Source organism: Sphingobium sp. RSMS (assembly GCF_005406185.4).
GTDB classification, from domain to species: domain Bacteria; phylum Pseudomonadota; class Alphaproteobacteria; order Sphingomonadales; family Sphingomonadaceae; genus Sphingobium; species Sphingobium fuliginis.
The window spans coordinates 120980-142114 of record NZ_RPFK02000003.1; the positions used below are offsets into that span (position 1 = coordinate 120980).

22 protein-coding genes are annotated in these 21135 nt (G+C 62.4%); 7 read left to right on the plus strand and 15 right to left on the minus strand.

Annotated elements, in window-relative coordinates:
* Positions 1 to 42 precede the first annotated feature (42 nt).
* Positions 43 to 1305, minus strand: coding sequence for a Y-family DNA polymerase (locus EGM87_RS23845; protein WP_015449358.1), 1263 nt, complete (start codon positions 1303 to 1305; stop codon positions 43 to 45).
* 7 nt (positions 1306 to 1312) lie between these two features.
* Positions 1313 to 1750, minus strand: coding sequence for a LexA family protein (locus tag EGM87_RS23850; RefSeq protein WP_137710522.1), 438 nt, complete (start codon positions 1748 to 1750; stop codon positions 1313 to 1315).
* Between the two features lie 151 nt (positions 1751 to 1901).
* Between EGM87_RS23850 and EGM87_RS23855 the strand changes: the two genes are divergently transcribed.
* Together EGM87_RS23855 and EGM87_RS23860 are read left to right on the plus strand one after the other, a co-directional pair.
* Positions 1902 to 4094, plus strand: coding sequence for a helix-turn-helix domain-containing protein (locus tag EGM87_RS23855; protein ID WP_015449360.1), 2193 nt, complete (start codon positions 1902 to 1904; stop codon positions 4092 to 4094).
* Positions 4095 to 4113: 19 nt separating this feature from the next.
* A complete protein-coding gene (locus EGM87_RS23860) occupies positions 4114 to 6018 on the plus strand; it encodes a GmrSD restriction endonuclease domain-containing protein (RefSeq protein ID WP_015449361.1) in 1905 nt (634 codons plus the stop codon).
* A gap of 191 nt (positions 6019 to 6209) precedes the next feature.
* Here EGM87_RS23860 and EGM87_RS23865 read toward each other — a convergent pair whose 3' ends face one another.
* On the minus strand, positions 6210 to 6413 hold the full coding sequence (locus tag EGM87_RS23865; protein WP_041865621.1) for a hypothetical protein: 204 nt from the start codon (positions 6411 to 6413) through the stop codon (positions 6210 to 6212).
* A 188-nt stretch (positions 6414 to 6601) separates the two neighbouring features.
* On the opposite strand from EGM87_RS23865, the gene EGM87_RS23870 reads away from it, so the two are divergent.
* Positions 6602 to 7279: a hypothetical protein gene (locus tag EGM87_RS23870; RefSeq protein WP_007684587.1), complete on the plus strand. Its 678-nt coding sequence runs from the start codon at positions 6602 to 6604 to the stop codon at positions 7277 to 7279.
* Here the strand turns inward: EGM87_RS23870 and EGM87_RS23875 are convergent.
* The 7 genes from EGM87_RS23875 to EGM87_RS23905 all read right to left on the minus strand — a co-directional run bounded on the left by EGM87_RS23875 (position 7259) and on the right by EGM87_RS23905 (position 12380).
* Entirely contained in the window at positions 7259 to 7885 is a 627-nt protein-coding gene (locus EGM87_RS23875; RefSeq protein ID WP_041865604.1) for a DUF6088 family protein, read from the minus strand. The two genes, EGM87_RS23870 and EGM87_RS23875, sit on opposite strands and share 21 nt — an antisense overlap.
* A gap of 145 nt (positions 7886 to 8030) precedes the next feature.
* A complete protein-coding gene (locus tag EGM87_RS23880) occupies positions 8031 to 9137 on the minus strand; it encodes a relaxase/mobilization nuclease domain-containing protein (protein ID WP_015449364.1) in 1107 nt (368 codons plus the stop codon).
* Entirely contained in the window at positions 9130 to 9666 is a 537-nt protein-coding gene (locus EGM87_RS23885) for a plasmid mobilization protein (RefSeq protein WP_015449365.1), read from the minus strand. Before EGM87_RS23885 ends, EGM87_RS23880 begins: the two co-directional genes overlap by 8 nt.
* A gap of 251 nt (positions 9667 to 9917) precedes the next feature.
* Positions 9918 to 10850 carry a ParB/RepB/Spo0J family partition protein gene (locus EGM87_RS23890; protein WP_015449366.1) on the minus strand — a complete coding sequence of 311 codons (933 nt, stop codon included), beginning with the start codon at positions 10848 to 10850 and terminating at the stop codon, positions 9918 to 9920.
* Positions 10850 to 11614: a ParA family protein gene (locus tag EGM87_RS23895; RefSeq protein WP_021245271.1), complete on the minus strand. Its 765-nt coding sequence runs from the start codon at positions 11612 to 11614 to the stop codon at positions 10850 to 10852. Before EGM87_RS23895 ends, EGM87_RS23890 begins: the two co-directional genes overlap by 1 nt.
* 13 nt (positions 11615 to 11627) lie before the next feature.
* Positions 11628 to 11804: a hypothetical protein gene (locus EGM87_RS23900; protein WP_017182162.1), complete on the minus strand. Its 177-nt coding sequence runs from the start codon at positions 11802 to 11804 to the stop codon at positions 11628 to 11630.
* 183 nt (positions 11805 to 11987) lie between these two features.
* Complete coding sequence (locus tag EGM87_RS23905) at positions 11988 to 12380, minus strand: DUF3768 domain-containing protein (protein WP_021245272.1); 393 nt, start codon at positions 12378 to 12380, stop codon at positions 11988 to 11990.
* A gap of 585 nt (positions 12381 to 12965) precedes the next feature.
* On the opposite strand from EGM87_RS23905, the gene EGM87_RS23910 reads away from it, so the two are divergent.
* The 3 genes from EGM87_RS23910 to EGM87_RS23920 all read left to right on the plus strand — a co-directional run bounded on the left by EGM87_RS23910 (position 12966) and on the right by EGM87_RS23920 (position 14324).
* A complete protein-coding gene (locus tag EGM87_RS23910; protein WP_007682673.1) occupies positions 12966 to 13130 on the plus strand; it encodes a hypothetical protein in 165 nt (54 codons plus the stop codon).
* Positions 13131 to 13223: 93 nt separating this feature from the next.
* Positions 13224 to 13745, plus strand: coding sequence for a hypothetical protein (locus EGM87_RS23915; protein WP_021223781.1), 522 nt, complete (start codon positions 13224 to 13226; stop codon positions 13743 to 13745).
* A gap of 144 nt (positions 13746 to 13889) precedes the next feature.
* A complete protein-coding gene (locus EGM87_RS23920) occupies positions 13890 to 14324 on the plus strand; it encodes a thermonuclease family protein (protein ID WP_025546704.1) in 435 nt (144 codons plus the stop codon).
* A 75-nt stretch (positions 14325 to 14399) separates the two neighbouring features.
* On the opposite strand, the gene EGM87_RS23925 is transcribed toward EGM87_RS23920, so the two are convergent.
* From EGM87_RS23925 to EGM87_RS23945, 5 genes are all read right to left on the minus strand, one after another.
* The gene (locus EGM87_RS23925) at positions 14400 to 14807 is read right to left on the minus strand and encodes a single-stranded DNA-binding protein (RefSeq protein WP_046765830.1); all 408 of its coding nucleotides are present in this window, start codon (positions 14805 to 14807) and stop codon (positions 14400 to 14402) included.
* Between the two features lie 432 nt (positions 14808 to 15239).
* A complete protein-coding gene (locus EGM87_RS23930) occupies positions 15240 to 15875 on the minus strand; it encodes a hypothetical protein (RefSeq protein WP_137710502.1) in 636 nt (211 codons plus the stop codon).
* Positions 15876 to 15985: 110 nt separating this feature from the next.
* A complete protein-coding gene (locus EGM87_RS23935) occupies positions 15986 to 16927 on the minus strand; it encodes a DUF2493 domain-containing protein (protein ID WP_020820493.1) in 942 nt (313 codons plus the stop codon).
* A gap of 557 nt (positions 16928 to 17484) precedes the next feature.
* On the minus strand, positions 17485 to 18669 hold the full coding sequence (gene nhaA / locus EGM87_RS23940) for a Na+/H+ antiporter NhaA (RefSeq protein WP_015449370.1): 1185 nt from the start codon (positions 18667 to 18669) through the stop codon (positions 17485 to 17487).
* A gap of 167 nt (positions 18670 to 18836) precedes the next feature.
* A complete protein-coding gene (locus EGM87_RS23945) occupies positions 18837 to 20141 on the minus strand; it encodes an SLC13 family permease (protein ID WP_015449371.1) in 1305 nt (434 codons plus the stop codon).
* Positions 20142 to 20448: 307 nt separating this feature from the next.
* Between EGM87_RS23945 and EGM87_RS23950 the strand changes: the two genes are divergently transcribed.
* Positions 20449 to 21111, plus strand: coding sequence for a hypothetical protein (locus tag EGM87_RS23950; protein WP_253719234.1), 663 nt, complete (start codon positions 20449 to 20451; stop codon positions 21109 to 21111).
* Positions 21112 to 21135: the final 24 nt, after the last annotated feature.

A 21135-nucleotide genomic window follows, 5' to 3' on the forward strand; every position in this document is an offset into this window, starting at 1 on the left:
AGTGCGCGTTCCCGACAACGGTTGCACCGAACCTGAGCGGACCTAGCGGGCCACCGGAATATCCGACAACCGCGTGGTCCAGGCGGGACTCTTCTGGCTGCGCTTCGTGTCAAACTCACGGGCACCAAGACCCTGCGCCGCCAACCCGATTGTCCCTCGGCCGAACCGTGCGTTGATACCGTCCACGGCTACAAGCAAATCCGACGCGCGCGGGTCGGCCGCAGCAAACAGGTCGCCCTGCGATGCCGCGACCGGGCCAAGTTCCTCCAGCAATACACCGCATTTCGTATAGGCCCTGCCGGGCTCGAACAGCGCCCCTGTCATCCCCGTTGCACGCGCGACGATAATGCGCGGGTCATTGGTCGCCGGTGACAACCGCACTGATCGTGACGCGGAAGGGGAATTAGCCTTGAACCGTGAACCGTGCGCAAATGCGATCAGCCGCGTCGCAACGAGCTGCTGCGCGCGGATTTTTTCCGCTGCTCGCCATGCGTGCCGCGCTACGGCCTCTTGTAAAGATGGCAAGTCCGTGACCGGGGCACCAAAGGAGCGCGTCACCGCCGTCCCCTTCAAGGCTTCAGGCTCGGGATGGAAATCGTCGCACTCGGTCCCGTTCAGTTCCCGGACCAATCGTTCGAGAACTACGGTGCCGACATCGCGGGCAACCGACGGGGGCAGCGCGGCTAGGTCCGCCGTGGTTCTCACCCCCAGCGGACGCAGCTTGGCAGCCAGCGCGCGCCCAACGCCCCAGACATCCTCTATAGGCCACTCCCGAAACAACCGCTCCCGCAAGGCTAGGTCGTGCAGATCCACAACCCCGCCCCAAATCTTCTCTGTGGCCTTGGCGAGCGCATTGGCGACCTTGGAAAGCGTTCGCGTCGGCCCAAGGCCGATCCGCGTCGGCAGACCCACCGAACGCAATATGGCGGCGCGAAGCCGGTGCGCCGAAGCCACGTCACCAAGGCCGGAGGGCAGGGGAGGAAGCCGGAAAAAGCTCTCGTCGATCGAGTAGATCTCCAAGATGTCGCTATGCTCCGCGATGACGGCATTGAAGCGGCGATTGAGGTCGGCATAGAGTTCGTAATTGCTGCTGCGAAGCTGGATGCCGTGCCGCCTGATCATATCACGCATTTTGAACACCGGCTCACCCATCCGGACGTGCAAAGCCTTGGCTTCCTCGCTGCGCGATACGGCGCATCCGTCATTGTTCGACAGCACAATGACCGGCACGTTCCGCAATGCAGGATCGAAAAGCCGCTCCGCGCTGACATAGAAATTGGCGACATCGACAATGGCCCAGGTCATGCGTGCCTCACCGATGGAAGTCGCGGACACTGGCGCGGACCACGCCCCAAATCTCGACGGTCTCGTCGGCGATGGTCGCGGGATAGGTCATCCTGACATTGCGTGATTCCAGATAGGGCACACCTTGCCGAACGGCGAGCTGGCGCACGACAAACCCGCCATCGACCACGGCAATTACGATATGGCCGTTGCCCGGCGTTACGTCGCGATCGACCACAACCACGTCATTATCATAGAGGCCGGCATCGATCATGCTCGCTCCGCTGATACGGAAAACAAAGCTGGCGGCCCGGTCGAGCCGCAGCAATTCCACCAGATTGATGGCGTCATCCGCCCAATCCTGGGCAGGGCTTGGAAAGCCGGCTCCCGCCGCGCCGATGATCCGAAGCCGAAGGCCCTGCGGAACCGCCGCGATCGGGACCGGCTGCATCGACGGCAGCAGCATAGTGATTCCCTTCTTGGCTTCCGCTTGTAAGCCCAAATAGAACGTAGAGTGAACATCAAAAGCAAGACGGTCGCCACTTTCAATCATGCCGCATATATGTTGACTCGTGAAATAGTATCATGCATATATGCAGCATGAAGGGAGATGCAGAATGAGCGGTCCATTTGAAAACATCCCGCACGGGGTCGCGCTGGCCCGATTGCGGTCAGAACTGGGGATCACGCAAGCAGCGCTGGCCGCAGCAGCCAGCCTGGATCAGAGCCGTGTATCACGGATCGAAAAGGGGGAAGTCTCCTCGCAGAGCGAGGTGGAAAAGGTTCTGGACGCGCTGAGCGAGATGGGTTCACCCCACGCCCGCGCATACAAGGAATTTTGCTCGCGGGAGTGGGATCATATTGCCCCTCCGAGCTTCTTTAATCCCCAACGGGCCTGTCTCGAAATTGCCGATGAGGCGTTGGGCAATATCGATGACTTCCTGTCAGATGAAAGCCGTCCGTGGCCGCTGCGCCGCCAGATTGAGCGACACCGCGACACGCTCGTAAAGGGCGCCAATTATCTTCAAAAGATGACGCATAGCGTGGCTTTCATCGGCGACATCGGCGTTGGCAAATCCACCGGCTTGAGCTTTCTGTTCGATCTTCTGGTTCCACCTTCGCTGGCATCAAAGCCAATCGACCGCCCTGTGCTGGAAACTGGCGCGGGCGGGACCACGATCTGCGAGGTTCATATCAAACGTGGGCCAGAGTTCGGGATTTCCCTACTGCCTTTGCCGGAAGGGGAACTGCGCAGCCTGGTCTCGGACTTTTGCGCAGCCCGGTGGGCGGTTGTGAAAGGCGGAGTGAAAGAATCCGCCGATACGCCCAGCATCAGCCGGGAGCATGAACGCGCGATCCGCAACATGGCCGGCCTGACCCGTCGCCGCTCCACGGCAGACGGCAAGATTGTCTATCATGATCCCGTTTCCGACCTTGTGGCCGGAAGTGCGAGCGAAGACGAGTTTCGCACGCGGATTTTCGAGCTGATGAATCTCCCCGAACGGACCCGCCGCGAGCTATGGTATGATAGCGCAACCCGGCAGCACCCGATGGAATGGGTGATGAAGACCTTTCGGGAGGTCAATAATGGCCGCTTGGCGGACGTGTCCCTGCCGTCGAGCATCGACCTGATTATCCCGGAGTTCGGCCGCAGCTTCGGCGAACTGGAAATTTCAATCATTGATACCAAGGGCGTCGATGACGTGGCCGTCCGCGAGGATTTGGATCTTCGGCTGAAAGATCCTCGGACCGCCGTGGTGTTCTGCACGCGCTTCAATGATGCCCCCGGCGTCACCACGCGCGCGCTGCTGCAACATATGCAGCTCACATACTCAGAGCCGGTAAACACCGGGAAAGTCTCCCTCCTCGCCCTCCCTCGCAGTGAAGAGGCTCAAGCGATGAAGGACGATGCCGGTGAACTGGCTCTGGACGACGAGGAAGGTTACGCATTCAAGCGGATGCAGGTTGAAAACGAACTGGCCGCCGACAATCTGGCCGGCGTCCCGATGGTCTTCTTCAATGTCCAATCGGACGATCCCGACAAGGTGCGCGGATCGTTGTTCGATCAATTGAACCGAATGCGTGAGACGGTGGAACAGCGATTGTTCGACCTGTGCGCGGCAGCCGACGAGGTAATGAAAAACCACGAGGCGCAGGCTCTCACGGCAGCGATGGAGGAAGTAGCCGAGAGGCTGCACTCCTTTCTTCAGGCGCACACTGATCTCCACGCCCGCGAACGGCATGCCTATGCCGAGGCCCTGACGACGATCAACGGCGTGCGCTACGCTGCGACGCTGTGGGCCGCCACTCGTCGCAATGGCGAATATTCGGGCCTGAATGTGGTTCATAATATCGGTGTCGGCGCCGCCAAGGACGCGCGCTTGCGCAGCGAACGCTGGTTCGCGTCGCTAAACGACTACCTAGCCGTGCTTAAAGGTGATGACGGGCTGCAACTGGCGGCAAAGACGATCGACCAGATGGGGCGCAGTGCGCTGGCTTCGCGCTCCGCGTTTCTCGAAGCCGTTCAGCGCGCCGGTATGGAAGTATATCGCACACCACTCGCGCAAGCGGCGGTATGGGCGAAATGTGCAGGGCATTGGGGTGCAGGCCCTGGCTTCAAGGGCCGCGTAGTCGCCGACCTACAGGCTTGGTTCGAACAGCACGCCGATCTTAAGGAAAAATTGGAAGAAATCACCAATACGCTGTGGGATCAGCTCGTCATCGCGCCGATGCGTCGTCTTGTAATGGAGAACGCGCCAGAAGTTACTTTAGGCGGGAACGTCATTCCGTTCCCGACCAAAGCGGCCTGACGTAGAAGGGGGATAGAAAATGGCGGGTTCTACGTTTCAGACCAATCCGATCGACTTGGATGAAATTCTTGATGCTTGTCATCGGGGAAAAATCCAACTGCCCGATTTTCAGCGAAGCTGGGTATGGGATGAAGATCGGATCAAAAGCCTCATTGCATCGGTGTCGCGCGCATTTCCGGTAGGCGCGCTTATGTCGCTCGACACCGGGGGGCCGGTGAACTTCAAACCGCGTCCCGTGGAAGGTGCGCCCGCTGATGCCCGTCAGGCGATGCCTCAATCCTTGCTGCTAGACGGGCAGCAACGCATGACCTCGCTCTATCAGGTGACATTGCGAGGCAAAGTGGTGGAAACCGTGACGCCGAAAAATAAGCGCGTCAAACGATGGTTTTACATCGACATTGCCAAGGCGCTCGATCCTTCCGTGGATCGGGAGGAAGCGATCATCGGCGTGCCGGAAGACCGTATCGAGCGAGCGGCATTCGGCCGCGAAGTCATCCTCGACCTCTCCACCCCCGAAAATGAATACGCCGCCCTCATGTATCCGGTCCGCCAGGTGTTCGATTGGGATTCCTGGCAGGATGGCTTCAACGATCTATGGGCGGGAGAAGAGCATAAAGCCGTGCGCGAACAGTTCAGAACCTTCAAAAGGGAGGTTCTGGAAAATTTCAAAAAATACCGCGTGCCGGTGATCGCCCTCGACCGTGAAACATCGAAGGAGGCGGTTTGCGTCGTGTTCGAGAAGGTCAACACGGGCGGCAAGCCACTCGACGCCTTCGAGCTGGTCACCGCCATGTATGCCGCCGATGGTCATGAGCTGCGGAAAGACTGGTATGGCGACGAGAATGAAAAGGGCCGCCATCGGCGTTTCTCGGACACCCTGCGCCCCGCGGATTCTGATGCCGGCATTCTCCACGGGGTCGGCAACACCGACTTTCTCCAGGCGATCTCGCTGTTCCATACCCGCGATCGTCGCCGCGCGGCGGAACAGGAAGGCAAGAAGGGCAAGGAATTGCCCGCAGTGTCCGGCAACCGTCAGGCCCTGCTCAATCTGCCGCTGACGGCATATAAGCAATATGAAACACAGGTCGAACGCGGGTTCGTGCAGGCGGCAAAATTCCTGCACATGCTCCATATCTATCGGATCTTCGATCTGCCCTATCAGTCGCAGATTGTGCCTCTCGCGGCGATCCTTGCGGACATCGGAGATGCCTGGGAGCATGAAGCTAACCGGGCGAAGCTGGTCCAATGGTACTGGAACGGGGTGTTCGGGGAGTTGTATGGGTCGGCGGTGGAATCGCGCATCGCGCGCGATTTCATGGAAGTGCCGCAATGGCTCAACGGGGGGCAGGAGCCTTCGACAGTGAGCGAAACCATATTCCGTGCCGACCGCCTCAAGACAATGCGGATGCGACTTTCCGCCGCCTACAAGGGCGTCAACGTCCTGCTGATGAAGGAAGGAGCACAGGATTTCCGATCAGGCCAGAAGTTCGACCATACGGTCTTCTTCGGCGAAAACGTCGATATTCACCACATCTTCCCGCAGGACTGGTGCAAAGCGCGGAATATCAAACCCGTTGTATTCGACTCCATCATCAACAAGACGCCCCTGTCATATAGGACCAACCGCATTATCGGCGGTGTCGCGCCTTCGGAATATCTGGGCAAGCTGGAGAAGGGGAACAGTTCCACGCCGCCGATCGCGGCTGATACGCTCGATGGCTATCTGAGCAGCCACCTGATCGCCCCGGACCTATTGCGAGGCGACCAGTTCGAAGCCTTCATGGAGGACCGTCAAAAGCGCCTTCTTGGCCTCATTGAGCAAGCGATGGGGAAAGCAGCCTATACCGGCAATGTGCCGGAAGAAGGTGAAGACAACGAGTTGATCGATGACGCCGAGGAAACTTTCCTCCAGTCCGTGGGGTAAAATCCTGCAAAGACCGTCGCCGCGCAACCTCGGAAAGTGCGGCGCAGTCGCCCCAGGGTGTGGACACGCCCAATCACTCGACATCGAAACTGACTGATCCTGAGCACATGACTCGGCGCCATTTAACATAAGATATATTATCAAACTTTTATCGTTTTATATCAATCATTTATCATCTGAAAGAGCAAGGGTCATTCCGGTGAATTGATATCCGCCCAATAGGTGATCTCCTCGAAAAGGTGCATGCCTTCCGGATCTTCCCATCCCTTACGCCCGTCATCCCATCGGCCGATTACGGGGCGATCTCCTTCCCAGAGCAGCATGAGGCGACGGTCTTTTCGGTCGTCGGGCATCGCGCCAATCGGGTCCCACGGGATGTATTTCGCTGTGATCACGCAAAATCTCCTCGCATGCCGGCGGCGCGCGAGTTCATTCACGCTGCGCTGCTCCAGCAACGGCATTGAAGATCGAATCGACGATGTCTAGAAATAAAGTGCCCCGACGGTTTGCAAAGCAGGGACCGCCGGGGGATACCCAGTTCATATGGCGCAAGGGTGCCTAAAAATCAAGTGAAAAGGTTCCCGTGCCAACATTCGTTCATGCCTTGTCCGCTGACCGCTTCGACACTTATCTGAAGTGGGCCGGAGCCGATCAGACGCTCGCAGAGCGCCTGTACACCTATAATGTGCAGCTTTCCGCAGCCCTCTATGGCCCTCTACACATGCTCGAGGTCGTGCTGCGTAACATGGCGGACGCGCGGCTTGCGGCCCAACATGGCGCCGCCTGGATCGACGATCCTGCGATCCTTGTGACGAACTATCAGACGGGCGCAATCGCAAAAGCACGGCAAACGCTGCAGAAAGACGGGAAGGCAGCGACCCGTCCGCAGATCGTAGCGGAGTTGAACTTCGGCTTCTGGGCGTCACTCTTCGGCCCCAAGTCACACCACCTCTGGCAAAGCCTGCGACCCATCTTTCAGGCCAAAGGCGTACAGCGCGGTGTGATCGCGCGGGACTTGCGCGACCTGCGTATATTGCGCAACCGCGTCGCCCACTATGAACCCATCATCGCGCTTCCGCTCGCGCAGCGCTATGCGAGTATCACGACCTTGACGGGTTGGCTGTCTCCAAGCGCCGCGACATGGATCGCCAAGTATTCGACATGGCCGACACTTTATCCGGCCGTACCCATCCTTGTGCCCGACCCTGCATCTGGAGATTTGCTGGTGGCGCCAGCAGCGCTACCCTTTCTCCCTGCATGACCTATCTCTCCGCGACGCCTGGATCTTGAGGACAATGTCGCCCATCCAGCCCGGCATGGCCGAGCGGGCCGCGACGAGCGCGCGCGTATCGGCATCGTCGAGGCGCGCGGCGAAGCGCCCGATCGCATCCGCGTCGATATTGCCCTTCCCCAGATGCGCGAGCGCCTGGACGATCGCATTCACAGACTCCGGCGCGTCGAGCACCGGCGCGCGGCTGTGCTTCAAGGTAACGCTGCGGCCGCCAGCCTTGGCGGTGCGGGTGCGACCGCTGGTGGCGTAGCTCGCCCGGGCGGGCACCTGTGTCGAGAGACCAAGGCTATTGGCCGCCGCCGCTCCCGACGGCGCGAGCGCATCGCCGCTCTGCGCGGAGAGCGCTTGGGCCACCTGCCCGAGATCCGGGCTCAGGGCACCAAGCTTGTCATGCTGGCGGGGATAGTCGTAGAGACCGCGGCCGATCCGGCGGATGTCACCGGCATGCGCGAGACGCGACAGCGCCATGTCGACCGAGCCGCGCGTACCGAAGTCAACGAACTGCTTGGGCGTAAACACCCAGCCACGGCCCTTGCCGCGCACACGCTTCATAATCCGATCAGCCACCGCAGACATGTCCAAGCTCCTGTCTGTTAGATAATAGGATGGTTTTTTCTAACAAGCTATGACCACAGAAAGCGCCAGTTCCCTCGACTTTCCAAGACATTCTAGCACATGGTAGTGGGAGCATCCCTTCGCAAGATCAACCGCCCCATGCGAATCAACGCTCCCGCCCACGCTCCGGCGCTGGCTGCTCGGGACCAGCTCCACCCTCCAGCTCGCGCGCCGGCTGTGTCGCTTGCCGCCCCTGCATCATCTCGCGGGCCAGGGCCAGACGTCGGGAGACCGCCGGCGGCATAGCCGCCAGGAAACCCGCAATTTCGTCGGAAAGCGCCTGGTCGTCGGCCTCGCCGGTACGTGCAAGCGCCACCGCCGCCTCCGCATAAGCACCGCGTATCTGCTTCTGGCGAACCAGCGCCATCACGTCCTGCGGCCGCCGTTCCTCATCGCGCGCGTGCGCAAAGGCCCGGGCGCGCAGCACGTTGAGTTCATCCATATTGAGCCGGCGCCCCTCCTGACCGATCCGAGCATCGAGATGCAGCGCTGCAGAGCGCACACGCTTTTGAACGTGACCGCGTGCGCGTCTGGGCGTCGCCTCAGCCGCGATGCCGCGCGCCCGTAGCTCATGCGCGAATGTCTCTCTCATATGATGGAGGTCGGCCTTGCGCGGGTTGAACCGCCTACCGTCCGCACCTTCGGTGGCCACCGTCAGATGGATATGCGGATGATCGGTATCGGTGTGGAGCGCCAGCATATAGGCGTGATTGTCCTCGAACAGGATGCGGGCGAACGCCTGGGCGGCATCCTGCAGCGTCTCGGGATCGGTCGAACCGCCGGGCATGGAAAGGACCAGCGACAGCGAGGTCGGCCGGTCGCGGCCATGCTCGTTCATCGCCTCGTCGAGCATGGCCCAGTCCTGCGCGATCTCCTTCAGCCGTTTGGGATCATCGATGATCTCGCCCTCGCTCGAGCGCACCGCAAGCTTCCCGTGCCGCGCAACATAGCCGAAATGCTCCGATAGATGATGCGCGCCATATTGCTTGCCCGAGACCTTGACCATGACCTCCGGGGCCTTGCGCACGATCCGCTCGAGCTTGGCCCGAGCCTCGGCCTGGCTCAGCGGCACGGACCGCCCCTGCCCTCCCCGGCCCGGTGCGCCGCGTCCGATGCGGACATAGGCCCCCCGCAGTGTCCGTTTACCGCCGGTGGGCGGCCGCCATGCCTCCATGAGGCTGGGCAGCGGCAGGATGCCCTCCTCCTCAAGCATCGAGGCTATCCCAATAGGCAAGATCGCCGTTGAGCGCGGTGCCGAGACCGGCAAGCGCCATCCGGATTTCCGTGCGAAAGCTTGCCACCCGCGCCGCCTCGCGCGCGACATCGAGCCCGGATTCGACCATCACCGATGCGTTGAGCGCCCGCGTCGCCTGATTGAGATTGATGCCGATCCGGTTGAGCTCGCGCCACGCCTGGGCCACTGCCGCCCGTTCTTCAAGCGGCAGCGGTGCCGCCGAATGCAGCCGGCAGCGCACCAGCCTCGTCACCCAGTCGGTTCGCTTCATACCCAAAGCATCGGCCTTGGCATCCAGCGCGGCAATTTCCGCATCGGTCAGCCGGATCTCAAACCGCCGTGTTGCTCGCTCCCGCCGACGGACTGGCCCCGACCTCTCGCCCTCCTCCGCGTCCACTGCATTCATGACGAGGCGCCGCAGCAAAACCGAGCGGCCACCGGCGCTCTCCGCCACAGCATCGAAGCGCTGGGCGATGTCATCGTCGAGACGGAAGGTGAAGACGGGCATGCATCAAAGGCTATTGTCATACATCCCCGGCGTCACGCCTATCCGGCCCTCACCTTCACTCAACTCATCTGATAGTCTGCTTGAGCAGACTTCGACCATATTTGGGAAAATGCGCCTATCATTCACGCCTGATCCACGAAGGGCGGCGCCAACGGCGCCGCCCCAGCTCGGACCTGCGCAAAAGGCCGCACCCCGAAAGGGGCACGGCCGACATACACACGAACAGGATATGCGAACGCGGAGGAAGAGGGTCAGAGCATCGCGGCGTCGGGGCGTCCCTCAGACGCGGAGCAAAGTCGTTCGGTCGCCACCTCTTGCCGAGAACCATCGCCGAAGATCACGACGACACGCGGGCCAAGGACAAGACGCGCGGGACGGCCATCAACTTCAACGGCAAGGCTGGCCTCTGGCGTTTGCTCCCCTGGTCGCGCGACTGGCTCAGTCCCTCCCCGCGGTTCCGGACGAGCGACGGTCACTGCCGCGGCCTGCATCGGCGTTGCCTCGATGCTGGGAATGTCCGCCTTACCCTTCAGCCCGGCAATGAACCGCGCGCCTTCCGCCAATGTCGCGCCGCTCTCATCCCAGGCGCCCACATAGGCCTCGACTTCCGCAGGATAATCCCTGGCTGTGCGATGCAGGTCATAGAGCAGCCGGATCGGCGCGCGCGGGAGCGCCTCCCTGAGATAGGCAGGCATGTCACCATAGGCCGCATAGAGCGAGACGAACTGCTTGGAGCGTCCCAGCGCAGCAGCGATTTCGACCTGGCTCATGCCGCCCTTGAGCATACGGGCAATCGCATGAGCGAGCTCGACCGAAGACAGGTTCGCACGCTGATCGTTTTCAACGATCTGATCGGCCAGCAGATGGGTTCCCTCGCCCTCGGCCACGATAATCGCCGGGATCGTCACCCGGCCCGCGAGCTCGGAGGCACGAAAGCGCCGCTCGCCCAACCGGATGCGATACAGGCCAGCGGCGTCGGCGGGAGCAACCGTGATCGGCTGCAAGACCCCGCGGGCCGCTATGGACGCCGCAAGCTCGGCCAGGGCGTCGTCGTCGAAACTGCGCCGGGGATTGCCGGGGTCGGGGATGACCCGCTCCAAAGGAATATCCTCGACCCGGCGCGCCATTTCATGCGCGCCGACCAACAGGCCAAACTCCTCGATGCGTTCATCGAACTTACCCATCAGGCGGCGGCCGCTGGCGCTGAACCCAGTCGCCGTTCGATCTCGGCGAGGATCGGCCGAATTTCCTCGGCCGCCGCCTTGGCGCCGCCACCCCCTTCCATCCAGACCGGTCGATGATTTTCCGCGGCATGCTTATAGGTCGGTCGCGCCTTGATGAAGGCAGGGAACATCAGCCGCTCGCCCACCGCGTGGGCGAGCTTGACGGCATTGTCTATTTCGCGCCGGTCGAACGGGTTGACCATTGATGGCAGCAATCCGAGGAAATCGATCTTGCGCCCTGCCCTCGCCGCCTCGGCCTTGCGCAGCGCGGTCAGCAGCATCTTGGCGCATTCGACTGAATCTTCGGCGACCTGGACCGGCGCGATCACTGCGTCGGCGACCGCGAGAGCGCTCAGGGTAAGCTCGTCCCATTTGGGACCGGTATCGATCACGCACAGGTCGAAATGAGGCGCGAGCGCAGGAAAGCGGCCGAGAAAGTCGCGCACATCCTGTGCCGCCTTGATCATCTGCAAACGCTGGTCGGCAGCGAGCAAAGTGAGCCCGACCTGGCCATCGGCGGCAAGCGCCGCCGATGGATCGAAGAGATCGGCCGCGAAGCCACCCGGCCGCTCGCCGGCCAGACGGCGCGAGGAACTACCTTGCGGGTCCAGGTCAACGAACACAACCCTGCGTCCCGCCGCTTCGGCCAGATACCAGGCGAGATGCGTGGCGAGGAAGGTCTTGCCTACCCCGCCCTTGAGAAGGCTCACAGCGATCGTCCTCATCGGGGCGGCCAGCTCAACAATAGTCTTCCGGACCGTCGCGCAGATTGCGCTCATAATGGTCACGCGATGACCAGTCGCCGCCACCGCCAATGCCCGGACCGACATAGCGGAACAGGTAGACGGTGAGCGCAAAACAGCCGAACGCAAAGAGGATCGCGTGATCGGGATGGGCGGCGAAATAAGCGGACATGGCGTTAACTCCTCAAATGGTCTGATCCCGCGGCGGTTCACGGCTTTGCACCGGCCCGGGGGCGATGCTCCGGTGCACCCTCCCCTCCCCGAGCGCACTTGGTGCGTGGACATCCTTTGCGCGCAGTCTGCTCAAGCAGACTTTTCACGGCCATCCCCCCGGTCAGGGGGATGGCCGTGCCGATCAGTATTCTTCGGCGAGTAGGATCGTCAGAACCCGAGTGGTGACGTCGGGATTGGCTGGATCGGGTGAGCCCCAGGCAAGCTCGAGATCATAATAATCGATCTTCCAGTAGAGAATGGCGCTGTCATATTCGAAGCGACCAAAATCATGCTCGCCCAATGGATCGTTGTCGGAATTGAAGCTGTCATAATTTCGCACCGTGCGCAGGATCTCAGCGCGTCTGCGAAATCCGCGGAAGAGGGACACATCCCCGACCAGCGCGGCAACGCCCGCGGTCATGACGATCTGGTTTCGGCCAGGGCTGCAAATAGATCTCCGCAGGCTGTCATTCAGTGCGGCGATGCGGTCGATCCGCTCGGCTCGGTCTGCCGATTGTTGAGAAGGCTGCGACATGGCTGTGACTCCGGTCTGGATCAGCCCCGCCCATCGGGGCCTTCCGACAGGCGCCCCAAAGGGCGGCGTCATAGCGGGGTCGTGCACCCGGAGGGTCGCAACGCAGTGGAGAAGCCCGCCTATGCGGGCTTGCTCGGCCCCGCGCGCCGACCAGGAAGCCGACAACGGAAAAGGACCCAATGGCGTGGACACCTGTCCGGTGTCGCACCCGTGTGATTGGCGCTCTCGGACTGCAGGAGACTCACCCTCTCGATTACGCCCATCTCAAGCCGAAGTTCGAGATCGGTGGGAATGCCGAAGCAGCAGGCAAATGATGGGTATGCCATCGTCGGACCGGCGGGGCGGGGTGACCGCCGGGGCAAAAGTCGGCGGGATCATGGGGGTCATGGCCGGCGGGTCCACCCGCTCTCAATCAGGCGCGATCCTTGGTCCGACCGGCGGCCTATTGCGATCAACCCGCAAGGGGTCCGGTCGCTGCGCTACGGCTTTTTGGGCTGCGCCAAAAAAGTGATCGCGGCCGCCGGCTGGACACATCGGGCGCCAGTCGAGCGGGACGGACCCGCCGGCGCGCAAAGGAACCCCGACATGTTCACCGACATTGCAACCGCTCGTCGTCACGCCTTCAGTCTCTCGCGCAGCCTCATGGTGGTCACCTTCGTCATCGCGATCGGGCAGCAATATGGGGTCATCACCGCAGAGGATGCGGACGGCAGCGTTGCCCTGGTGGCCGAATATGATCCATTCGCCTGATGGCTCCTCCGGGAGCCTACGGCTCCCGGCTTTGCCATGGAGGGCGTGTCATTGATTCAAGGAAAATAAAGGCGGCAGCGCTAGGCGTTTGGCATGGATGAAGGTGCGCCAATCGAAATTGCCAACGATGATCCCTTGTGGAACCAGGCGATCCAAGATGTGAACGCGTGGCGAGGCGCGTGTTTGCAGCATTTCTCGGCGGCTGAAGCGGCCGTCACCGAAACGCTGCTCCTTCTCAAGGCCATTCCGGGTCGAGGGGAGACAGTACGGCTGCGGCATTTGATCGGTCAGCGGTTCGATGACCTCAGCAAACTTATCGAGGCAGAAGGCGCTTTCGCTCAAGAAGGAAAGGCGGCCGCCAAGGCCCTTTCGGATCTCCGCACACTCGAGGGCCTACGGTCGTTTCTTGCCCATGGTCAGGCGAAGATCGCGCTTGAGCGAACCGGCAAATGGATCGTGATCTTGCGCCATGTCTCGATCCGCGGACAGCAGGCTGAACGCCTTATGCTGCTTTGCGAGCAAGCCGAAGCGGAAGAAAGGCTCGCTGATCTGAAGCGTAAAAGCCAGAAGCTGTGCTCTGTTCTCGGCAATTTCCGGAGAACCGTGAAGAGCTGAACGGGCGGCTCCGGCGAACCCGGATCGGGCTCTAGGCTTCGCCCTGAGACTTGGATTTCCAAGTCTCAGCCCATTAGGGTGACGATCCCTGCCGTGAGCGGTGGTGGCATGACAAGCACGCGCCGCTGGGCTAGCGTCGCCGCGATGCTGTTCGCACTCCTGCTTGCCGCCACCGTCATTCCCGATGGCCAAGTCTTCACCTGCACACCGACGCGCGTCTGGGATGGAGACGGGCCGATCTGGTGCCGCGAAGGTGTGCATGTCCGTCTCGCCGGAATTGCGGCCCGCGAGATGGACGGCAGTTGCCGGCCAGGTCAGCCCTGCCCCGAGGCGAGCGCCCTCGCCGCCCGTGACGCTCTTGTTAATCTGCTCGGCGGCGCTCAGGGGCGGACCAGCACGGGCCACATTCTGGTCGATGGTCCCACCATGCGCTGCCTTTCAACCGGCAACGCACGCGGCAACAGGACCGGTGCCTGGTGCGCCGCGCCCTCTATCGGCGACCTGAGCTGCGCCATGATCCGCACCGGCACCGTGCTGCGCTGGGATCGCTATGCCCAAGGGCGATGCCGATCCCGCTGATCCGCTTGCCTCCTTTCCCGCCCGAGCAGGGAAATAGGCCCGGCGGCGAGGCCGCCGGGCCTGATGGGACCGATTTCAGAATGGGATTTCATCATCCTCGGGCTCGTGGCCGCCGCCCGCATTGTCGTTCGCCTTGGCGCGGGTGAGGAAGGTCACCTCATCGGCGATGATCTCGACGCCGTAGCGCTCGATATTCTCGTTGTCGGTCCAGCGGGTGTAGTGAATGCGGCCACGGACCATGACCTTCATGCCTTTGTCGACATACTGCTCGACCGTCTTGCCGACCCCGTTGAAGCAGGTGATCCGGTGCCATTCGGTATCCTCGAGCCGGCGGTTGTTGTCGTCGCGGAGGATCTTGCCGTTGCTGTCGCGCTTCGGACGCGAGGTGGCGAGGCTGAAATGCGTGATGCGGGTGCCGCCCTGGGTGGTGCGGGCTTCGGGCGTGGCGCCGACATTGCCGGCGAGGATGACGAGATTGTGCATGGCTGGAGTTCCTTCGAACTGGGTCCAAGGGACCGTCCCTTCGACTGATCCCCGGCCAAGGCGGACAGGACGGATCATCCACCGGCAGGCGCAGCGCCGGGAAACCCCGAGACAAGGGGTGGTGCGGGCAGCCGTGGTACACGGCAACTCGGCCCGAAGGATCGCGGGTTGGATGGACCGGACGGCCGACTTAGGGGTCAGATGAGGAGAAAGACGGCTCGTCGCTTGGCCGTGCCAGGAACCCCTCATGGTAATCACGGGCATCCCCGACCTATAGGGCCACGCCGGTCCAATGCCTTGGCGAACCTCAAGCTCGACTTTGCCCCGCCCGCCGCCCAAGCCGCGCGGCGAAACGGACCATATCCCGCGCCGCCGTCCGGCGGAACCCAAACCATGGCATGCTCATGCTAGGGGACGGGCAAGAAGGCGCAGTTACGGCGTCGGCATCGGCAGGCTCAGTCCGGCCGCCACGGCATCGAGGAACGAGCCAGTCGCGCGCAGCACGGCCGCGAAATCGCAAACATAACCATCCGCCACCAGCGCGTCGATACGATGCCCGGCATAGGCGGGACCGAGGCTTGTAAGCAAATCGACGAGAATACGGCCTCGGGTGGGCAGGCCAAGCCGCCGCGCTTCGTCGAAGGCGGCGATGAGGTCGTGACGAATATCGCGCGCGACCTCATCGTGCGACCAGCCCCGGCTCATAAGATAGGCTTTGAGCCCCAGCTCGCAGGATATCGCCAGCAGGTGCAGCGCGGGAGCAAGAGCAACGGTGGCTCCAAAGCGTGCCCCTTCGTGAAACTCGCGCGCGCGATCAAGGAAGATCGAGGCGGTCTGTCGATCGCCGGGCTCCGCCAATCTCTCGATCGCGCGCCAGCGGCGTGGCGACAGCTGGCCGAGCCATGCCGGGCCGCCTTGGTTGCGCAACTGGCGCAGGCAGGCGCCATTGGCCTCTTCGACGTCGCGGCCGGTCGACCACAAAAATAGCAGCTTCGCTTTCCAGCGGCGGCCATGCGCCGCGCGAAAGGCAAGGAGCGCGCGCGCCGTGGGGTGATCGGGCATGAACATGATGCAAACCTCCGGGAAACGGGACGCACCCGCCCTGCCCTCCTCCCCTCCGGCATTCGCAGCATTTCGAAACGGGGTAAGCCGGCCGCCAAAGCGGCCGGCGCGGCGGATCAGCCGCAGGGTCGCGACGCTGGCGGTGTGCCAAGCGGTCCGCGGCGATCAACGACGTGGATGCCCCGCGCCTTGGCCTCGATCACCAGCCTTTCGGTGACACCATTGCCTTGGAAGGCGATAACGTAGCGCGGCTTGACCGATAGCATCTGCTCATTGCGGCGGAACCCGGCGCGATCGCCGAGCTTGCGATCGAGCCCGAACCGCAGCTGCTGGATGCCGTTCTGCTCGGCCCAGGACGCGGCCAGGCGCTCAATGCCTTTCATGTCACCGCCATGGACGAGATACATGTCGCCCACCCGCTCGCGGACGGCATTGAGCGTTCGCAGCAGGTTATCCGCAAACTGCTTGGCCTCGTCGTCGCTGGCGAAACGCAGCCGCCCGCCGGCGAAGATCACGGGCGTACCATGGACCATATTGGCATCGCGCACCCGTTCTCGCCGCGCCTGGAGATAGGACCGGCCATCGACTATCGCCGCGGTCGTGCCGAGAGAAATGCGGTTGCCCGACGCCGGCACCCAGGAACGGCCCGTCTCGTGGAGATAATGGCGGGCCGCCGTGTCGCGCATGGTCTCATAGGCCTCGGCGGACTGTTCGATCTTGCGGGCGAGATCGATCTTGTCCTCAAGGTCGGCGGTCGCGACTTCCGAGCCATCCTGCTCGGCTAGCAGAAGCCGAATCTCGTCCGTCAGCCGGTCGATCATCTGGTGCTTCTTGGCGGCGGCGCGGTGGAAGAGATTGACCAGGCCCCAGCCCAGATCCTCGATGTCGCGCTCGAGCGCACTAAAGGGGAAAAGCGCGAAAAGATCGCTCCAGACAGCGCTGACGGTTTGTTCCATGGCTTCGGCGGGGGGCGGCGCCTCCAGGGTGCGCAGGTCGCCAGTGTGATCAAGATGACCAAGTTCGAGGGCGGAGAGTATCGCCGAGAGAGTGCTGGTCATGAGCTTTGCCTTTCGTTCCACTTGGGGCCGGCGGCCCATCCGCCGGATGCGCAGCCTCCGGGCCATCGAAGGAAGCGGCGGCAGCACCGCCGGGCAAAGCCCAAGGGAAACCCGGGACAATGCCGGGTGGAGCGGGCAGGCGCGCAAGCGCCAACACGGCCGGATTGGCCCCGGATTGCGGCAGCCAGCGCGATGGCCCAAGCATGCGCATCCTCTGGCGAGGGGCTGAGGCTTCATGGAATCAAGGAGCAGCGATTTTCCAGCGATCGTGTCAAATCTCGGATGCTGGATCTCGTCGCATCATGATCGACGCCTCCCGAACAGGCAGAGCTTGGGACGTTTCTGCCGTTCCCAAGCGCGTCCTTGGATGACAGGTTTTGCCGAAACCCGTCATTTCCAACTTAGCGATCCAAGCCCATCGGCCCTTCAAATACCGCACCAAGCCGCGAGATTGCACCACCCGATGAGTTCATCGATCCAGTGATCGCTGGTGGTGCCTCTCGGCTTCAGATCGATCCCATGCCCTCTGCGGGCGGCGTGCGATGCGGTGGGGCTGCTCAGACCGCGTCGGATTTTTGCCGGCGGATGGCGAGGGCCAGCACGCCATACCCCAGGAGTCCGGAGACAAGTGATCCAATGAGAACGCCAAGCTTCGCCTCCGCCTGAAGCATCGGCGCGCCCGGAAAGGCCAGGAGCGTGATGAAAATGCTCATCGTAAAGCCAATCCCGCATAAGAGAGCGACGCCGAGCATATGCAAACGGGTCGCATGGGCTGGCATATGCGCGATGCCAAGCCGGATCGCGAGTATCGAAACCCCGAGCACGCCAGCGACCTTGCCAAGCAGCAGACCCAGCGCTGCCCCAAGCGTCACCGGTGCGGCAAAGGCGCCCGCCGGGAGTGCTAGCACCGGCACACCGGCATTGGCGAAGCCGAAGATCGGCACGACCAGGTAGCCAACCGGCAAATGAAGCCCATGTTCGAGACGATGAAGTGGACTGCGCGCGTCGCCATCAGGCCGCGCGGGTGTGCGGTCCATAAGGATGGTGAACGCGAGAATAACCCCGGCGAGCGTGGCATGGATGCCCGAGCGATAGACGAAGAACCACAGGGCTCCGCCCAGGATCAGATAGGGTAGGAGGCGACGCACACGGAGGCGATTCAGGCCGTAAAGCATGCCGGTGAATATGCCGGCACCGGCAAGGTCAGGCAGAGACAGGTCAGCGGTATAGAAAAGCGCGATGATAAGGACAGCACCCAGGTCATCGATGATCGCCAGCGCCGCGAGGAATATCCTGAGCGATGCGGGGACGCGATTGCCCAGGAGCGCGATCACGCCGAGCGCGAAAGCGATGTCGGTAGCGGCAGGGATCGCCCAGCCTGCCGCAGTTGGCCCCTGGTTGAAAGCAAGGTAGACGAGCGCGGGCACGGCCATGCCGCCGGCGGCAGCGATGCCCGGCAGGACGCGCCTCGGCCAGGTGGATAGCTGGCCGTCCAGCATCTCACGCTTAATTTCCAGCCCGACGAGCAGGAAGAAGAGGGCCATCAGGCCATCGTTGATCCAGTGCGCCAGCGAAAGCGGACCGAGGTTTGAATGAAGGACCGCCTCATATCCGGAGCGCAAGGGCGAGTTCGCGATGATGAGTGCCAGCGCAGCGGCCGCCATCAACACCAGGCCCGCAGAAGACTGGCTGTTGAGAAAGGCGCGAATGGCGCTGGGGTGTAAGACACGGAAAGTCTTCATGAGACGGGGCTCCAGGCACAGCTATCGTGCTGGCGGCCCGACCAGCACGAAGTCCTGCCCGTCCCTTATCGGGGGCGAACACCCAGGGACGCTATTGCATCCATGGCGTGAGCGCACAAGTTGAGCTGCTTGGCCTTTCGAAGCCTAAGCGGCTCAAGAGAGCGGCATTAAAAAGGAAAGGCCGCCTGGATCGCTAGGATCGCCACTGCAAACGTGATCAGATTGAGCGGTAGCCCGACGCGGACGAAGTCCATATAGCGGTAGCCCGCCATCTGGTAGACGATGACATTGGTCTGATAACCAAAGGGTGTCGCGAACGCCGCGCTGGCCGCCATCATGACGGCAATAAGAAACGGACGTGGACTGACCCCCAGACTGTCGGCCAGCGCAACAGCAACAGGCGTCACCAACACCGCGACCGTGGCGTTGGAGAGCAGTTCGGTCAGCACCATGGTGACGCCGTAGAGCACGATGAGTGCAACGAGCGGGCTCAGCCCCTCAACGCTGGCGATAAGCAGTCGCGAGGCCTGCGATGCCAATCCGCTCTGGTCCATGGCTATGCCCAGCACGACCATCCCGGCGATCAGGATAAGGATTTCCGGTTTGAGACCAGCATAGGCTTCATCCGGGCTGATCACGCGAAGCAGGATGAGCGCGACAGCGCCTGTAAGCGCCGTTGCGGCGATCGGTGCAATGTTGACGGCCGCAAGCGTGATCACGGCTACGAATATACCGGCCGCCAGTGCGGCCTTGCGTGGTTGCAAGGCGCGCGGCTCTGCGAATAGAGTGGCGTCTCCGATCTGCGCGCTGTGGATCGCATGCGGGTCGATCGCCTTGGGGCGTATCGGCGTTTCCTCTTCGGGCCGGGCAAGCATGCGCCCGCTCACCAGGAGAAGATAGAGACCGCCGACGATCGCAACGGGCAGTCCCACAGGGGTGATCTCGAAGAAGCCGAAGCGCGGCTGTCCCGCGACGCGCGCCATGTCGTCGACAAGCAGGTTGGTGGAGGTACCAATCAACGTGCAGCAACCGGTCAGCACGGTGATATAGGAAAGCGGCATCAGATAGCGCTTGGGCGACTGACCCAGCGACTGGGCGATATCGCGGATAACAGGAGCGCCCAGCACAACAATGGGCGTCGAGTTAAGAAAGCATGAGGCGCAGCCAATCATGCTCAGGAGCAGCCAGATCCCCTTAGACCCCATGCGCTTGCACAGGCTCACCCCTAAAGCGATCGCCCGGTCGAGCAGGCCGCTAAGCTCCAGCGCGTAAGCGATGACAAAGAGCGAGGCGAGCGCCATGATTGCTGGGCTGGCGAAAGCGCTCTGCACCTCGACCGGCCTCACCACCCCGGTAATCAGCAAAAAGGCCGCGCCGCTCAGCGCTACTACGTCCGCACGCACCTTGTCCCAGATGAGCGCGGCAACGACCGTGGCCAGAACCAGGAGAGTAAGAAGTTGATCGAGCGTCATTGCGTCTCTGCCTCGGTCCAAGGTCGCCGTCTGTCAACGGAAGACGCGCCAACAGGTCTTCGGGGTGGGAGAGCAGCGGATGCTTTGCTAGGAGGGTCCTATGCAGGAGCCGACCCCTCATTCCAGTCGATTGGCGTTGGCCGGCGGGCTCATCGCGCTGCTGCTCGTGGGCGGCGGTGGCTTTTTGATCGGCCGCACAACGGCGCCTAAGCCCCCCGCTCCAACGTCGACCGCTACGACGCCCCAGCCCGCACCGCCGCCGCCGCCAGCAGCCATAGCGCCGCCACCGACTCTGGAACGCGCAGGCTTGATCGACCTAGTCGCCGACGCAGTAGATGCTGCCAGTGCTTCACGTCCTCTGCCGGAGGCAGTACGATCAGCGGCGGGCCGGCGCTTCGATCTGGTGCTCCCGTTCGGCTGCGAGGGGCTCGTCGATAGCGACCGGACGGCGCCGTTCGGATGGCAATATGACGCAGCAAAGACCACGCTACGCGTGTGGATTAATCCCACGCGATGGGCACGCAGCGCATGGTTCTCGGCAGAGACCGAGGCAGACAAGGCCGCGCTCGAAGGCTTCTGGATCGCCAGGCCCTGGTCGAAGGCAACACATTGTCCGGCGTCCGCGCCGGGCGGTGCGGCGCACGTCGCCGTACCCAGCCAGTCTCAAGGCGAGGTTGCGATCGCGCGCTTCATTGAAGGCGACGCGGATAAAAGTGCGCGCAGGCTCGAGATCGTCAAGCGGATGGAGCCGGGTGATTTTGATCCGGCGCGCGGCTTTGCGCTGAGGATCATCGGACGCATGCAGTCGGTCGAGGCGGGCGGGCCGGTACAATGTCTTCAGCGAACGGGATGGCAGCAAAGACCACAATGTATGATCGTCGGCGACTTTGCTGAGTTGCGCGTCGAAAATCCAAAGACGGGCGATGTGCTCGCCGTGTGGTCGATCAGCGGGACCACCCAACGCGATTGAGACAGATTGCACCGTTTCTCCAAA

Coding starts and splice junctions, on each gene's coding strand:
- EGM87_RS23845 (WP_015449358.1), bottom strand. CDS start 1,305: ATGACCTGGGCCATTGTCGATGTCGCCAATTTCTATGTCAGCGCGGAG.
- EGM87_RS23920 (WP_025546704.1), top strand. CDS start 13,890: ATGCTGTTCGCACTCCTGCTTGCCGCCACCGTCATTCCCGATGGCCAA.
- EGM87_RS23850 (WP_137710522.1), bottom strand. CDS start 1,750: ATGCTGCTGCCGTCGATGCAGCCGGTCCCGATCGCGGCGGTTCCGCAG.
- EGM87_RS23855 (WP_015449360.1), top strand. CDS start 1,902: ATGAGCGGTCCATTTGAAAACATCCCGCACGGGGTCGCGCTGGCCCGA.
- EGM87_RS23880 (WP_015449364.1), bottom strand. CDS start 9,137: ATGCTTGAGGAGGAGGGCATCCTGCCGCTGCCCAGCCTCATGGAGGCA.
- EGM87_RS23875 (WP_041865604.1), bottom strand. CDS start 7,885: ATGTCTGCGGTGGCTGATCGGATTATGAAGCGTGTGCGCGGCAAGGGC.
- EGM87_RS23900 (WP_017182162.1), bottom strand. CDS start 11,804: ATGTCCGCTTATTTCGCCGCCCATCCCGATCACGCGATCCTCTTTGCG.
- EGM87_RS23895 (WP_021245271.1), bottom strand. CDS start 11,614: ATGAGGACGATCGCTGTGAGCCTTCTCAAGGGCGGGGTAGGCAAGACC.
- EGM87_RS23935 (WP_020820493.1), bottom strand. CDS start 16,927: ATGACCAGCACTCTCTCGGCGATACTCTCCGCCCTCGAACTTGGTCAT.
- EGM87_RS23925 (WP_046765830.1), bottom strand. CDS start 14,807: ATGCACAATCTCGTCATCCTCGCCGGCAATGTCGGCGCCACGCCCGAA.
- EGM87_RS23890 (WP_015449366.1), bottom strand. CDS start 10,850: ATGGGTAAGTTCGATGAACGCATCGAGGAGTTTGGCCTGTTGGTCGGC.
- EGM87_RS23905 (WP_021245272.1), bottom strand. CDS start 12,380: ATGTCGCAGCCTTCTCAACAATCGGCAGACCGAGCCGAGCGGATCGAC.
- EGM87_RS23945 (WP_015449371.1), bottom strand. CDS start 20,141: ATGACGCTCGATCAACTTCTTACTCTCCTGGTTCTGGCCACGGTCGTT.
- EGM87_RS23860 (WP_015449361.1), top strand. CDS start 4,114: ATGGCGGGTTCTACGTTTCAGACCAATCCGATCGACTTGGATGAAATT.
- EGM87_RS23885 (WP_015449365.1), bottom strand. CDS start 9,666: ATGCCCGTCTTCACCTTCCGTCTCGACGATGACATCGCCCAGCGCTTC.
- EGM87_RS23915 (WP_021223781.1), top strand. CDS start 13,224: ATGGATGAAGGTGCGCCAATCGAAATTGCCAACGATGATCCCTTGTGG.
- nhaA (WP_015449370.1), bottom strand. CDS start 18,669: ATGAAGACTTTCCGTGTCTTACACCCCAGCGCCATTCGCGCCTTTCTC.
- EGM87_RS23910 (WP_007682673.1), top strand. CDS start 12,966: ATGTTCACCGACATTGCAACCGCTCGTCGTCACGCCTTCAGTCTCTCG.
- EGM87_RS23930 (WP_137710502.1), bottom strand. CDS start 15,875: ATGTTCATGCCCGATCACCCCACGGCGCGCGCGCTCCTTGCCTTTCGC.